This is a genomic window from Pedobacter sp. PLR, assembly GCF_026239675.1.
GTDB lineage: Bacteria > Bacteroidota > Bacteroidia > Sphingobacteriales > Sphingobacteriaceae > Pedobacter.
The window spans coordinates 463,234-476,805 of record NZ_JAPIVQ010000002.1; the positions used below are offsets into that span (position 1 = coordinate 463,234).

The 13,572-nt window shown below is 37.7% G+C and carries 19 protein-coding genes; 17 read left to right on the forward strand and 2 right to left on the reverse strand.

Features of this window, described 5'->3' with window-relative positions; genetic code table 11:
• The first annotated feature begins 97 nt into the window (after nucleotides 1-97).
• From rpsH to rplQ, 15 genes are all read left to right on the forward strand, one after another.
• Nucleotides 98-496, forward strand: coding sequence for a 30S ribosomal protein S8 (gene rpsH, locus OQX61_RS05620; protein ID WP_265840684.1), 399 nt, complete (start codon nucleotides 98-100; stop codon nucleotides 494-496).
• Nucleotides 497-514: 18 nt separating this feature from the next.
• Nucleotides 515-1,072, forward strand: a complete 558-nt coding sequence (gene rplF, locus OQX61_RS05625) for a 50S ribosomal protein L6 (protein ID WP_265840685.1) — start codon at nucleotides 515-517, stop codon at nucleotides 1,070-1,072.
• A gap of 5 nt (nucleotides 1,073-1,077) precedes the next feature.
• A complete protein-coding gene (rplR, locus tag OQX61_RS05630; RefSeq protein ID WP_062550426.1) occupies nucleotides 1,078-1,431 on the forward strand; it encodes a 50S ribosomal protein L18 in 354 nt (117 codons plus the stop codon).
• Between the two features lie 18 nt (nucleotides 1,432-1,449).
• Nucleotides 1,450-1,968 (forward strand): 30S ribosomal protein S5, encoded by a 519-nt coding sequence (gene rpsE, locus OQX61_RS05635; protein ID WP_062550425.1) that lies wholly within the window; start codon nucleotides 1,450-1,452, stop codon nucleotides 1,966-1,968.
• Between the two features lie 4 nt (nucleotides 1,969-1,972).
• Nucleotides 1,973-2,152 (forward strand): 50S ribosomal protein L30, encoded by a 180-nt coding sequence (gene rpmD / locus OQX61_RS05640; protein ID WP_008244564.1) that lies wholly within the window; start codon nucleotides 1,973-1,975, stop codon nucleotides 2,150-2,152.
• A gap of 109 nt (nucleotides 2,153-2,261) precedes the next feature.
• Nucleotides 2,262-2,708: a 50S ribosomal protein L15 gene (gene rplO, locus OQX61_RS05645; RefSeq protein WP_265840686.1), complete on the forward strand. Its 447-nt coding sequence runs from the start codon at nucleotides 2,262-2,264 to the stop codon at nucleotides 2,706-2,708.
• A 13-nt stretch (nucleotides 2,709-2,721) separates the two neighbouring features.
• Complete coding sequence (gene secY / locus OQX61_RS05650) at nucleotides 2,722-4,059, forward strand: preprotein translocase subunit SecY (protein ID WP_265840687.1); 1,338 nt, start codon at nucleotides 2,722-2,724, stop codon at nucleotides 4,057-4,059.
• An 8-nt stretch (nucleotides 4,060-4,067) separates the two neighbouring features.
• On the forward strand, nucleotides 4,068-4,853 hold the full coding sequence (gene map, locus OQX61_RS05655; RefSeq protein WP_265840688.1) for a type I methionyl aminopeptidase: 786 nt from the start codon (nucleotides 4,068-4,070) through the stop codon (nucleotides 4,851-4,853).
• A gap of 71 nt (nucleotides 4,854-4,924) precedes the next feature.
• A complete protein-coding gene (gene infA / locus OQX61_RS05660; RefSeq protein ID WP_008244555.1) occupies nucleotides 4,925-5,143 on the forward strand; it encodes a translation initiation factor IF-1 in 219 nt (72 codons plus the stop codon).
• Between the two features lies 1 nt (nucleotide 5,144).
• Nucleotides 5,145-5,261, forward strand: coding sequence for a 50S ribosomal protein L36 (gene rpmJ / locus OQX61_RS24320; RefSeq protein ID WP_073232286.1), 117 nt, complete (start codon nucleotides 5,145-5,147; stop codon nucleotides 5,259-5,261).
• A gap of 81 nt (nucleotides 5,262-5,342) precedes the next feature.
• The gene (gene rpsM, locus OQX61_RS05670; RefSeq protein ID WP_062550421.1) at nucleotides 5,343-5,720 is read left to right on the forward strand and encodes a 30S ribosomal protein S13; all 378 of its coding nucleotides are present in this window, start codon (nucleotides 5,343-5,345) and stop codon (nucleotides 5,718-5,720) included.
• Between the two features lie 21 nt (nucleotides 5,721-5,741).
• Nucleotides 5,742-6,131 carry a 30S ribosomal protein S11 gene (rpsK, locus tag OQX61_RS05675; RefSeq protein WP_041878538.1) on the forward strand — a complete coding sequence of 130 codons (390 nt, stop codon included), beginning with the start codon at nucleotides 5,742-5,744 and terminating at the stop codon, nucleotides 6,129-6,131.
• Between the two features lie 64 nt (nucleotides 6,132-6,195).
• The gene (gene rpsD / locus OQX61_RS05680; protein WP_062550420.1) at nucleotides 6,196-6,804 is read left to right on the forward strand and encodes a 30S ribosomal protein S4; all 609 of its coding nucleotides are present in this window, start codon (nucleotides 6,196-6,198) and stop codon (nucleotides 6,802-6,804) included.
• 79 nt (nucleotides 6,805-6,883) lie between these two features.
• On the forward strand, nucleotides 6,884-7,876 hold the full coding sequence (locus OQX61_RS05685) for a DNA-directed RNA polymerase subunit alpha (RefSeq protein WP_062550419.1): 993 nt from the start codon (nucleotides 6,884-6,886) through the stop codon (nucleotides 7,874-7,876).
• Between the two features lie 92 nt (nucleotides 7,877-7,968).
• Nucleotides 7,969-8,478: a 50S ribosomal protein L17 gene (gene rplQ / locus OQX61_RS05690; protein ID WP_265840689.1), complete on the forward strand. Its 510-nt coding sequence runs from the start codon at nucleotides 7,969-7,971 to the stop codon at nucleotides 8,476-8,478.
• Between the two features lie 56 nt (nucleotides 8,479-8,534).
• Here rplQ and OQX61_RS05695 read toward each other — a convergent pair whose 3' ends face one another.
• Nucleotides 8,535-9,092: a 2'-5' RNA ligase family protein gene (locus tag OQX61_RS05695; RefSeq protein WP_265840690.1), complete on the reverse strand. Its 558-nt coding sequence runs from the start codon at nucleotides 9,090-9,092 to the stop codon at nucleotides 8,535-8,537.
• 57 nt (nucleotides 9,093-9,149) lie between these two features.
• Here OQX61_RS05695 and OQX61_RS05700 point away from each other — a divergent pair, with 57 nt between their 5' ends.
• Together OQX61_RS05700 and dnaK are read left to right on the forward strand one after the other, a co-directional pair.
• A complete protein-coding gene (locus OQX61_RS05700; protein WP_265840691.1) occupies nucleotides 9,150-10,361 on the forward strand; it encodes an SAM-dependent methyltransferase in 1,212 nt (403 codons plus the stop codon).
• 179 nt (nucleotides 10,362-10,540) lie between these two features.
• The gene (gene dnaK / locus OQX61_RS05705) at nucleotides 10,541-12,454 is read left to right on the forward strand and encodes a molecular chaperone DnaK (protein WP_265840692.1); all 1,914 of its coding nucleotides are present in this window, start codon (nucleotides 10,541-10,543) and stop codon (nucleotides 12,452-12,454) included.
• 181 nt (nucleotides 12,455-12,635) lie between these two features.
• Here dnaK and OQX61_RS05710 read toward each other — a convergent pair whose 3' ends face one another.
• Entirely contained in the window at nucleotides 12,636-13,535 is a 900-nt protein-coding gene (locus OQX61_RS05710; protein WP_265840693.1) for a sugar phosphate nucleotidyltransferase, read from the reverse strand.
• Between the last annotated feature and the right edge of the window lie 37 nt (nucleotides 13,536-13,572).

Genomic DNA, 13,572 nt, shown 5'->3' on the forward strand with positions numbered 1-13,572 from the left:
TGAGGGCTCAGTCCCAAGGCTAGAAACAAAAAAATTAACCGATGGAAGGTCGTCCCGAATGAAATAGGAAGGAAACCACCGTCACAATAAAATAAAAATGAATACAGATCCAATAGCAGATTATCTTACAAGAGTAAGAAATGCCATCAAGGCAAATCACAGAATTGTAGAAATTCCTGCATCAAATCTTAAAAAAGAAATCACTAAAGTTCTTTTTGACAAAGGTTACATTGCTAACTACAAGTTTGAAGATACTACGGTTCAGGGAACAATTAAAATCGCTTTGAAATACAATGCGATCACTAAAATTCCTGCAATCCGTACATTAACCCGTATCAGCAAACCAGGTTTAAGGCAATATGCCGGCGTAGAAAATATGCCAAGAGTATTAAACGGTTTAGGTATTGCAATCTTGTCTACATCTAAAGGTGTTATGACTGATAAAGAAGCAGCCAGACTGAACATTGGTGGCGAAGTTTTGTGTCACGTTTATTAATTAAAGGAGGATAACAAAATGTCAAGAATAGGAAAAGCCCCAATTAATGTACCTTCAGGTGTAACAATTACTGTATCTAACGATAACGTAGTAACTGTTAAAGGACCAAAAGGAGAGTTGACTCAAGCAGTTGATACTGATATCACTGTTAGTCAGGAAGATGGCGTAGTTACTGTAACTCGTCCCTCAGAACAGAAAAGACACAAAGCTTTACACGGTTTATACCGTTCATTGCTAAACAATATGGTTATTGGTGTTACAGAAGGTTATAAAATTTCTCAGGAATTAGTAGGTGTTGGTTACCGTGCTACAAACACAGGAAACACTTTAGACTTAGTTCTGGGTTATTCTCACCACTATGTATTCCAATTGCCGGAAGAAATTAAAGTAACAACAACCTCTGAAAAAGGTCAGACTCCTAAAATCATTTTAGAAAGTATTGACAAACAATTGATCGGTCAGGTAGCAGCAAAAATCCGCTCGTTACGTACTCCTGAGCCATACAAAGGTAAAGGTATCAAGTTTGTAGGTGAAGTGTTAAGAAGAAAAGCAGGTAAATCAGCTTCTAAAAAATAATCAAAATGGCAGGAAAAAAATTATCTCGTAGAGATCGTATAAAAAAGGGAATCAGAAAAAGATTAACAGGTTCTGAAAGCCGTCCACGTCTATCGGTATATAGAAGCAATAAAGGAATTTATGCTCAAATCATTAACGACGTAACCGGTAATACAATTGTATCAGCTTCGTCTTTGTCAAAAGACTTTTCTGGAACTGGAAACAAATCTGAACAATCAGTAGCTGTAGGTAAATTAGTAGCTGAAAAAGCTATTGCAGCTGGGATTAAAGAAGTAGTTTTCGACAGAAATGGTTATTTGTACCATGGACGTGTTAAGTCGTTGGCAGAAGGTGCCCGCGAAGCTGGTTTAGTATTTTAATCTGAAAATAGGATAAGAATGTCAACTATCAATATAAAAAGAGTTAAGACTAGCGAGATCGAATTAAAAGATCGTTTAGTTAGCATACAACGTGTTGCCAAAGTAACCAAAGGTGGACGTACTTTCAGCTTCTCAGCCATTGTGGTTGTTGGAGATGAAAACGGAATCGTAGGTTACGGATTAGGTAAAGCAAAAGAGGTAACTGAAGCAATTGCTAAAGGTATCGATGATGCTAAAAAGAACTTGGTAAAAGTTCCTCTGTTAAACGGTACTGTTCCTCATGAGCAAATCGGTAAATTCTCTGGTGGTTTTGTATTAATCAAACCAGCGGCAGTAGGTACAGGTGTTATTGCTGGTGGTGCAATGCGTGCTGTATTAGAGAGTGCTGGTGTACACAATGTATTGGCAAAGTCTAAAGGTTCATCAAATCCTCACAACGTGGTAAAAGCAACAGTAGATGCTTTAACTAAGATGCGTGATGCTTATACCATCGCACAACAACGTGGTATTGATTTAAATAAAGTTTTTAACGGATAATATTATGGCTAAGATCAAAATAACCCAGATAAAAAGCATTATCGATAGAAGCGAACGCCAAAAAAGAACGATGAAAGCATTAGGTTTAACTAAAATGAACCAAAGTGTAGAAGTGGAAGCTAACGCTGCCATCATCGGAATGGTGAGAAAAGTGAATCACTTAGTTGCTATAGAGAGTATATAAATTTTTAAAGGTTGTAAATGTGGTTTATATAATTACATTTGCAACCTTTAAATATGTTTAACCGTTGTCCCTGATTAGTGAAAGCGAAGGGCAACATAAGTTTCAAAAAATGAACTTAAGTAATCTGAAACCTGCAAAAGGTTCTACAAAGAATGTTAAGAGAATTGGTCGTGGTACCGGTTCTGGACGTGGCGGAACATCGACACGTGGTCACAAAGGTGCTGGATCTCGTTCTGGTCACAAAACTAAAATTGGTTTTGAAGGTGGTCAGATGCCATTGCAACGTCGCGTACCTAAGGTTGGTTTCAAACCTATCAACCGTGTAGAATACGTAAGTGTAAACTTAGACGTAATTCAAGCATTAGCTGAGAAATTTAACTATACTACGATTGATTTTGCTACATTGCAAAACCATGGTTTAGCTCACAAAAATGACCTGGTAAAAGTACTTGGCCGTGGTGAAGTTAAATCTAAGTTAGAAATCAAAGCTCATGGCTTTTCTGCTACTGCACAACAAGCTATTGAGGCTGTTGGAGGCTCAATCGAAAAATTGTAATTAATTGTAATTAATGAAGAAGCTGTTTACTACTTTAAGTAATATTTGGAAAATTCAAGAATTGAAAGAGCGTATTGTATTTACGCTCATGATTCTTTTGGTTTATAGATTTGTATCTCATGTGGTGCTACCAGGTGTTGACGCAACTCTTTTAGGCAATAATGAAAAGTCTGGTCTTTTAGGTCTCTTGGATATGTTTGCCGGAGGTTCGTTTTCACGGGTATCTATCCTTGCCTTGGGTGTTATGCCTTATATTTCTGCCTCAATTGTAGTTCAGCTATTAGGTATTGCTGTTCCTTCATTCCAGAAAATGCAAAAGGAGGGTGAAAGTGGCAGGAAGAAACTAAATCAGATTACACGTTATCTAACCGTAGCCATTACCGCCGTTCAGGCAGTTGGTTATGTTAAAACACAGGTTCCTACAGAAGCAATCGTAATTGATCACGGCTTATTTTATGTGATGGCAACATTCGTGTTGGCAGCAGGTACTTTATTTGTGATGTGGTTGGGTGAGAAAATCACCGATAAAGGTATTGGAAATGGTATTTCACTAATCATTATGGTTGGTATTATCGCCAGATTGCCAATCGCTTTATACCAGGAGGTTACTTCAAGGTTCGTCGGAGAGGGAGGCTTAATTGCCCTTGTTCTTGAGATTGTGGCTTTATTTGCTGTAGTGATGTTTACCATCATGATTGTTCAGGGTGTACGTAAAGTGCCGGTTCAATACGCAAAAAGGATTGTTGGTAACAGACAGTTTGGTGGGGTAAGACAGTATATTCCTTTAAAAGTGAATGCTGCCGGTGTAATGCCGATCATCTTTGCTCAGGCATTGATGTTTATCCCTGGATTCATTCCTCAGTTCTTTCCTTCTTTACAGAACACCTGGTTGATTCAGTTCAGTGACTATACTTCATTAGCGTATAGCTTAACTTTTGGATTTTTAATTATTGCATTTACATTCTTTTATACTGCAATTACCGTTAACCCTACACAAATGTCGGACGACATGAAGAAGAACGGTGGATTCATTCCTGGTATCAAACCAGGTCTGGCTACCTCAAGCTTCATAGATGATGTAATTTCGAAGATCACCTTCCCTGGTGCTGTTTTCCTTGCCATCATTGCAGTACTTCCTTCAGTAGCAGTTAAATTCGGTATCAAGTCAGAATTCGCCCATTTCTATGGTGGAACTTCTTTGTTGATCCTGGTAGGTGTGGTATTAGATACTTTGCAACAAATTGAAAGTTATTTGTTAATGCGTCATTATGATGGTTTAATGAAAACAGGTAGAGTTACCGGTCGCACAGGAATTCCTGCTGCAACAACTGGTAGCAACGCAGTGATCTAAAATATAGTATGTCTAAGATCTATTACAAATCTCCTGAGGAGATCGAGTTAATAAGAGAAAGTTCTTTACTTGTATCTAAAACTTTGGCTGAAGTAGCTAAAGTGATTGGTCCGGGCATCACTACAAAAAAATTGAATGACCTGGCTGAAACGTTTATTAAAGACCACGGAGCAATCCCGGCTTTTTTAAACTATAACGGCTTCCCGTATTCACTATGTATTTCGCCAAATGAGCAGGTTGTTCATGGCTTTCCAGGTGAATATGTGATACAGGAGGGGGACTTGATCTCTGTTGACTGTGGGGTCATTCTAAATAAATACTTTGGCGATTCAGCCTATACTTTTTCGATTGGAGAAGTAGACGCGGAAAAGCAGAAGTTAGTAGAGGTGACTAAAGAGTGTTTAAGACTTGCCATAGAGAAGGCTGTCGTAGGATCAAGGATCGGAGACGTAGGCTATGCTGTACAGGCGCATGCGGAGGCGAATGGATTTGGTGTAGTGAAGGAATTAGTAGGTCACGGAGTCGGCGTTCAATTGCATGAAAAACCTGAAGTACCAAATTACGGTAAACGCGGGATTGGAATTAAACTGGAAGAGGGAATGGTGATCGCTATAGAGCCTATGATCAATGCAGGTACAGCGGGTGTTAAGTTCTGGTCAGACGGCTGGACAGTAACCAGTAAGGACAATAGGCCATCAGCTCATTTTGAGCATACGGTGGCAGTTAAAAAGGGTAATGCAGATGTTTTATCGACTTTTTCAGTTATTGAAGAAGTTTTAAATAAAAAAAAGTAATTTATTAAATTTTTTTATTTAATTTTGCAACCCTGTTTAGTAGCAGCTAATTAAGTAAATATCAATATTATATGGCTAAACAAGCCTCAATTGAACAAGACGGTGTAATAAGAGAAGCACTATCCAATGCCATGTTCCGGGTGGAACTAGAGAATGGTCATGAGATAATAGCTCATATTTCGGGTAAAATGAGGATGCACTACATCAAAATTTTACCTGGAGACAAAGTCAAATTAGAGATGTCGCCTTACGATTTATCAAAGGGCAGGATTACTTATAGATATAAATAAAATGAAAGTTAGGTCATCAATTAAAAAACGTAGCGCTGATTGCAAGATTATTCGTCGTAAAGGTAAACTTTTCGTGATTAACAAGAAAAATCCAAAATATAAGCAACGTCAAGGTTAAGAAATTATTGATTGTGATGAAGATTGAATGTACAGGATACTCAATCTCGTTCATTCAGTTAATCAAACATTTAGTACAAATATGGCAAGGATATCAGGTATTGATTTACCAAGAAACAAAAGAGGCGAAATTGGTCTAACATACATCTTCGGAGTAGGTAGATCAACTGCTCAACGTATTTTAACGGAAGCAGGTATCGATTTTAACAAGAAAGTACAGGATTGGTCTGACGATGAGTTGTCGGCTATTCGTACCATCATCAACGACGGCGTAAAAGTAGAAGGTGCTTTACGTTCAGAAGTTCAGTTGAACATTAAACGTTTAATGGATATCGGTTGTTACCGTGGATTACGTCACAGAAAAGGTTTGCCGGTACGTGGACAACGTACTAAAAACAACTCTCGTACACGTAAAGGCAAGAGAAAAACAGTTGCTAACAAGAAAAAAGCTACTAAATAAAATTAGTACTGAATAAGAATTATGGCTAAGAGTAAAAAAGTTACCAAAAAGCGTATTGTTGTTATTGAACCTGTTGGTCAGGCGCACATCAATGCTACTTTTAACAATATCATTGTTACTTTAACAAATAACAACGGTCAAACTATTTCATGGTCTTCTGCAGGTAAAATGGGATTCAAGGGTTCTAAAAAGAACACTCCTTATGCAGCAGGTCAAGCAGCATCTGATTGCGGTAAAGTAGCATTTGACTTAGGTCTTCGTAAAGTAGAAGTTTTTGTTAAAGGTCCAGGTTCAGGTCGTGAGTCAGCAATTAGAACATTGCAGATTTCAGGTATCGAAGTAACCTCTATCAAAGATATCACTCCGCTTCCGCACAACGGTTGTCGTCCTCCTAAAAAGAGAAGAGTTTAATTATTAATTTTTAAAGCTAAGAGTCTGTAGCTTAAGGCTACACGATACTTTAAATCAAAGAACAATGGCAAGATATACAGGACCAAAGTCCAAAATCGCCCGTAAATTCAGAGAGCCAATTTTCGGCCCTGATAAGGTATTAGATAGAAAAAATTATCCTCCTGGACAGCACGGTGCTTCCAAAAGAAGAGGAAAACAATCCGAGTACGCAGTACAGTTAATGGAAAAACAGAAAGTTAAATATACTTATGGTGTATTAGAACGTCAGTTCCGTAACTTATTCACCAAAGCATCTTCTCGTGAAGGTATCACTGGTGATAACTTATTGCAATTATTAGAAGCTCGTTTAGATAACACAGTATACAGATTAGGTATTGCTACAACACGTTCAGCTGCCCGTCAGTTAGTTAGCCATAAACACGTAACAGTTAACGGTGAAGTAGTAAATATTCCTTCATATCAATTAAAAGCTGGTGATGTTGTTGCAGTTCGCGAAAAGTCTAAGACTTTAGAAGCGATTACTAATTCAGTAGCAGGCAGAGTAATCAATAAATTCAATTGGTTAGACTGGAACGCAAGTGAATTGTCAGGTAAGTTCTTAACTTATCCTAACCGTGATGAGATCCCAGAAAATATCAAAGAGAACCTTATAATAGAGTTATACTCTAAGTAATATATTTAGTGAATTGCCTTTATGGGCAATTCACTTTATTTCATTACATAATTTTAATAACGATCTAAAAACATTATAAATGGCAATTTTAGCATTTCAGAAACCCGATAAGGTAATCATGCAGAAATCAACAGATTTCGATGGTATATTTGAATTTCGTCCTTTAGAGCCCGGTTTCGGTGTAACAATTGGTAATGCCCTAAGAAGAATTTTACTTTCTTCTTTAGAAGGTTATGCCATTACAAGTATTCGTTTTTCTGGCGTATCTCACGAGTTTTCTACAATGAAAGGTGTTGTAGAAGATTTGACGGAAATCATCCTTAACTTGAAACAAGTACGTTTTAAGAAAGTTGGTGATTCTGGTGATTCTGAAAAAGTTTTCATTTTAGTAAACGGGCAAGATCAGTTTACCGCTGGAGATATTACAAAATTCTCTAACAACTTCGAGGTTCTTAACCCTGATTTCGTTATTTGTAACATGGAAAAAACAGTGACTTTAGAGGTAGAATTAACTATCAATAAAGGCCGCGGTTATGTTCCAGCTGAAGAAAATAAAATCAATGATGCTGTAGTTGGTGTAATCGCAATCGATTCGATTTTTACCCCAATGAAAAATGTAAAATACTCGATTGAAAATTATCGTGTTGAACAAAAGACAGATTATGAAAAATTAATTCTAGATATCTCTACAGATGGATCTATCCACCCTGAAGAAGCACTAAAAGAAGCTGCGAAAATCTTAATCCAGCACTTTATGTTGTTCTCTGATGAGAATTTAGTATTAGAATCTCAAGCTAAAGAAGAAACTAAAGAAGTAGACGAGGAAATTTTACATATGCGTAAAATCCTTAAAACTGAATTAGTTGATTTAGATCTTTCTGTACGTGCATTAAACTGCCTTAAAGCAGCTGATATCCGTACTTTAGCTGACCTGGTTTCTTATGATGTTGCTGATATGTTAAAATTCAGAAACTTCGGTAAAAAGTCATTGACTGAGATTCAGGAATTGGTGAAATCTAAAAGCTTATCTTTCGGTATGAACTTATCGAAATTCAAACTTGACGAAGAGTAAACCAAAACTACCCTTAAATAACAATATTGTTAATCGTGTATAATTCCCTCAGATAATAATCAAAGAGACGGTATACACTGAATAAAATCAAAATGAGACACGGTAAAAAAAATAACCACTTAGGAAGAACAGATTCACATCGTAAGGCGATGTTGGCTAACATGGCTTCATCGTTAATTAAACACAAAAGAATTCAAACTACTTTAGCTAAAGCAAAAGCTTTACGTATGTATGTTGAGCCTCTTTTGACTAAATCTAAAACTGATACTACACACTCTCGTCGTATCGTTTTTAGTTACTTACAAGATAAAGAAATCGTTACTGAATTGTTCCGTGATGTTGCAGCTAAAATTGCAAACCGTCCAGGTGGTTACACAAGGATCATTAAATTAAACAACCGTTTAGGTGATAATGCTGAAATGGCTTTAATCGAATTGGTTGATTACAATGAAGTTTACGGTAAAGAAGTGGAATCTGCTGAGAAGAAAACTACACGTCGTGGTAGAACCAAAGCTAAGAAAGCTGACGATACTACAGTTGCAGCTACTCCAGCTACTGAAGAAGCAGCAGTTGAAACTAAAACTGAAGATAAAGGCGAATAATTTATTCCCTCATCATTATAAGGAAAACCCTGTCCGTTTCGGATGGGGTTTTTTCTTTATAGGGGTATTTCTAATTGGTGCGGACCTGGCAGACTATAAAAATGTTTTAACACATTCCAACAGGTGCCATCATGCTTTAACAAGCTGAAATGGTTAACTTCAAAATCTGCCTGGAAGGTTTGGTTTTTGTAGTATTCCATTATTTCAAGATAAAGACGGGGAGTAACGTCTCTGTAAGCAATGGTAAGATGTGGGGTTCGTCCACCGCTTGCATCTTTACAGAAAGGTTTAGTGAGGTTTATTATTTGTGTGTATAAATTGTCAATTTGTTTGTTTTCTGTTGCTGCGACGTAGATCGCTTTAGCGGTCTGGAAACCTGAAAAATTGTGAAGGTGCTGGATAAAAGGTTCGAAACTTCTGGCTGCTGAGAGGCTGGTTATTAGTTTTGGTTCATAACTTTCTTCAAGTTCATGAATATACCTTAGCGTGATATGAACTGGTGGTCTCAATGCTTTATATACCTTAAATTTTTGAGAACACGCTTTTCTGATGTTGTCAATTTCAATACCCAGTTCTTTTGGCGGAAGAATGGCAATTAAATAACGCTGTTTCATAAAGCTAATTTACTATTCCTTTTTCAAAAGGGTATCTTTGCAGCGTAATCCAATTTCATGTCAAATCAACTCCATTTACAGCGTTTTCAAGAACAACTCGCTGAAAGTATTTCCTCGAATACTTTTTTAAAAGTTTCCCTGGGCAATTATCAGGGAAATGATAAAGAATTAAAGAATGTTTATGTCCGCAAGGTGAAAATCAAAAGAGCAGATATGCTTTCTTTTACCTACCGGAACAAAACCAGAGATATCGTTAAGAACTTTGATATTCCTGTAGGTATCACCATGGTCACTCATTTTATCAGTAATGATTTTAAGGCCTGTACCTTATTTACCACGGAGAAGGAAGTAATCCTTGAGCATGGGAAGAACCATGTCATTTCTATGCGGGAAAGGATGCTAAATGGTGACGGTAAAACAGCACCAGCCTTAGCGCATAACAAAGAAAAGAAACGGTTGATTCAGCCTGCTGGAAAGCCTTATTTGCAAGAGCTGAAGATTACTGACGCAGAAGGTAATGTATTCAAAAATGCACAGGATAAATACAAACAGATTAATCAGTATGTAGAGATCTTAAGCTCCTTAATTAAGGAATTGCCTGAGAACAGTATTAAAAAAGTGGCAGATATGGGTTCCGGAAAAGGGTACCTGACTTTTGCTTTGTATGATTACCTGCATCAGGTTTTGAAACTGGATACGAAAGTAACGGGGGTAGAGTTTAGAGATGACCTGGTGAGTTTATGTAACGGGATTGCAAAAAGTTCTGCTTTTACCGGTCTTGATTTTGTACCCGGTACAATTCAGGATTATCAGGTAGACGCGATTGATTTGCTCATCGCTTTGCATGCCTGTGATACGGCAACTGATGATGCCATCTTTAAAGGGATCAAGGCCAACGCCAGTTTAATTGTTGTTGCTCCTTGTTGTCATAAACAGATCAGACGCGAAATGGATAAGGCCAAAGTTAAAAACGAAGTCTCGGTATTAACTAAATACGGGATTTTCATGGAACGCCAGGCAGAGATGGTAACCGATGCAATGCGTGCATTGATTCTGGAATACTATGGTTACAAGACTAAAGTGTTTGAATTCATTTCGGATGCACATACCCCTAAAAATGTATTGGTAGTAGGAGTGAAGTCTGCTAAGCTTTCGGGTAAAGCCCTGGAAGTAAAACAGGCAGAGATTAAACAGAAGCTGGCGGAGACAAAAGCTTATTTTGGAATTGGCCATCATCATTTGGAACGTTTACTGAAGTTAGATCAGTAAAAGACAGGGAGATTCTGTCATCCTGTCACATTTTTGTAACAAGATTCGGACATAAAATTCCTTTATGATTGGAAATTAACAAAATTTTCTGCCAAAACTCAATTGGCACATTGCTTGTTAAACAAGAAATAATAAGAAATAAATAATAAGATTCATAAACATAAACAGAGATAAATAGCATGTCAAAAATTATTGGTATAGACTTAGGAACAACAAACTCTTGCGTATCCGTAATGGAAGGTAACGAACCTGTAGTTATAGCCAACAGTGAGGGTAAGCGTACTACGCCATCCATTGTTGCTTTTGCAGAAAATGGTGAACGCAAGGTAGGTGAGCCGGCAAAACGCCAGGCAATTACTAACCCAACAAAAACAATTTCTTCGATCAAACGCTTTATGGGCAGCAGCTTTGCTGAGGTTACTAAAGAAGCTGGTCGTGTACCGTATAAAGTAGTTAAGGGCGACAACAATACACCACGTGTAGAAATTGACGACCGTAAATACACACCACAAGAACTTTCTGCAATGATTTTGCAGAAAATGAAAAAAACAGCTGAAGACTTTTTAGGTCATGAGGTAACTGAAGCAGTTATTACTGTTCCTGCTTACTTTAATGATGCACAACGTCAAGCTACTAAAGAAGCTGGTGAAATCGCTGGTTTAACAGTGAAACGTATCATCAACGAGCCAACTGCAGCTGCATTAGCTTACGGTTTGGATAAAGCACAAAGAGACATGAAAATCGTTGTGTTTGACTGTGGTGGTGGTACTCATGACGTTTCTGTATTAGAATTAGGTGATGGTGTATTTGAAGTAAAATCTACTGACGGTGATACTCACTTAGGTGGTGATGACTTTGACCATATCATTATCGATTGGTTAGCTGCTGAATTCAAAAACGAGTACGGTATGGACTTGAATCAAGATCCAATGGCTTTACAACGTTTGAAAGAAGCTGCTGAAAAAGCTAAAATTGAGCTTTCAAGTACAACTACTACTGAGATCAACTTGCCTTACATTACTGCTGATGCAACTGGTCCTAAACACCTGGTTAGAAACTTAAGCCGTGCTAAATTTGAGCAATTGGCTGCTGATTTGATCAAACGTACTATTGACCCATGTAGATCAGCATTGAAAAATGCAGGTTTGAAAACTTCAGATATCGATGAGATTATCTTAGTTGGTGGTTCAACTCGTATGCCTGCTATCCAGGAAGCTGTTAAAGCTTTCTTCGGAAAAGAGCCTTCGAAAGGTGTTAACCCTGATGAGGTAGTAGCAATCGGTGCTGCAATCCAAGGTGGTGTATTAACAGGTGAAGTTAAAGATGTATTGTTATTAGATGTTACTCCTCTTTCATTAGGTATTGAGACTATGGGTGGTGTAATGACTAAATTAATTGAAGCAAATACAACTATTCCTTCGAAAAAAGCAGAGACTTTCTCTACAGCAGCTGACAACCAGCCTTCAGTAGAGATCCATATCTTACAAGGAGAGCGTCCAATGGCTGCTCAAAATCGTACGATTGGTCGTTTCATCTTAGATGGTATTCCACCAGCTCCACGTGGAGTTCCTCAGGTAGAAGTAGCATTTGATATTGATGCAAACGGTATCTTACACGTAAGTGCTAAAGATAAAGCTACTGGTAAAGAACAAAAAATCCGCATTGAAGCTTCTTCTGGCTTAACTGAAGAAGAAATCAAAAGGATGAGAGAAGAAGCAGAACAAAATGCAGATGCTGATAGAATCGCTAGAGAAGAAGCGGAAAAAATCAACGGTGCTGATGCTTTAATTTTCTCTACTGAGAAGCAATTGAAAGAATTCGGTGATAAAATCTCAGCTGATAAAAAAGCGCCAATCGAATCAGGTTTGCAAAAACTGAAAGATGCGCATGCAGCTAGAAGTTTCGCTGATATCGACGCAGCTCAGGCTGAATTACAGAATGCATGGAATGAAGCTTCTGAAGAGATGTACAAAGCAGGACAAGATGGTGCACAACCAACAGGTGCTGCTGGTGCTCAACCAGATGCTCAGCCTGCAGGTGGTGACGATGTTACCGATGTAGACTTCGAAGAAGTTAAAGACGATAAAAAATAAGCGTTAAGCTCATTTAAATTAAAAAGGTGTTCTGTTAATTCAGAACACCTTTTTTTATGCAGTTAGTTGATTGTGTTGCGTTTGATTATTTTGGCATATTGCAGCCTAACCGTACTAGTTAGAAACAGAAAAGGGATCCACATTTGTGAATCCCTTTTCTGTTTAAATTATAGCAGGTACGTTAGTCCCAAAGATTAGATGGGTAAGCTCCGTCTTTGATCAATTGATCAATGCTAGCCTGTACAATTGGTTTATCTTCTTTATAAGTTACACCGAACCACTGGCTATCTGTAGGAATTACTTTGAAATTAGCAATTCTTGATTTTACCAGGTATTCAGCTACCAATGGAATGAAAAACTCTGATTTAGGGTTCTCTTTATTCTGAACTGCGAAATCTCTGAATAATTCTTCTGTAATTTTGAATACAGCAGGAGTAAAGCCCCAGAAGTTCATCGATACGCGTGTATCTGGTGTTAATGGATACTGAGTGTCGCCTTCTTCGAAAACAATCGCGTCACCGTTCTTTAATACCTTTGTACGTTCTACAACTTCTTCCAGGATACCATCAGCGTTAACCTGACAAACACCTCTGGAAACAGATCCGTATTCCGACAATGTTTTACCGATTTCGTATCCGATCATTGAATAATTACTGTCGCTAACTTCTGTAGTTAAAAACTTAACCATTTTCTGGTAAGCATCTAAACCATAGAAATCATCGGCATTGATCACACAGAAAGGCTCATTAATAGCCGTTCTACCTGCAAGAATTGCATGAGCGGTTCCCCATGGTTTTGATCTTTCAATTTCGATATCTACACCGAATTGCTTAATGTTGAAGTCCTGGAAAACGTAATCTGTCTCGATTTTTCCGTTTAACTTTGCTTCGAAAATTTCTTTGAAATCCTCAAGAAACTCTTCTTTAATAATAAATACAACTTTACCGAATCCGGCTTTTATGGCATCATATATAGAATAATCAATAATAGTTTCGTTGTTCGGGCCGAACCCGTCAATTTGTTTCATGCTGCCGTAGCGACTTGCCATCCCAGCTGCTAAGATTAATAAGGTTGGTTTCATGGGACTAAAATAATTAATATGTTTAAATTCAAGGTAA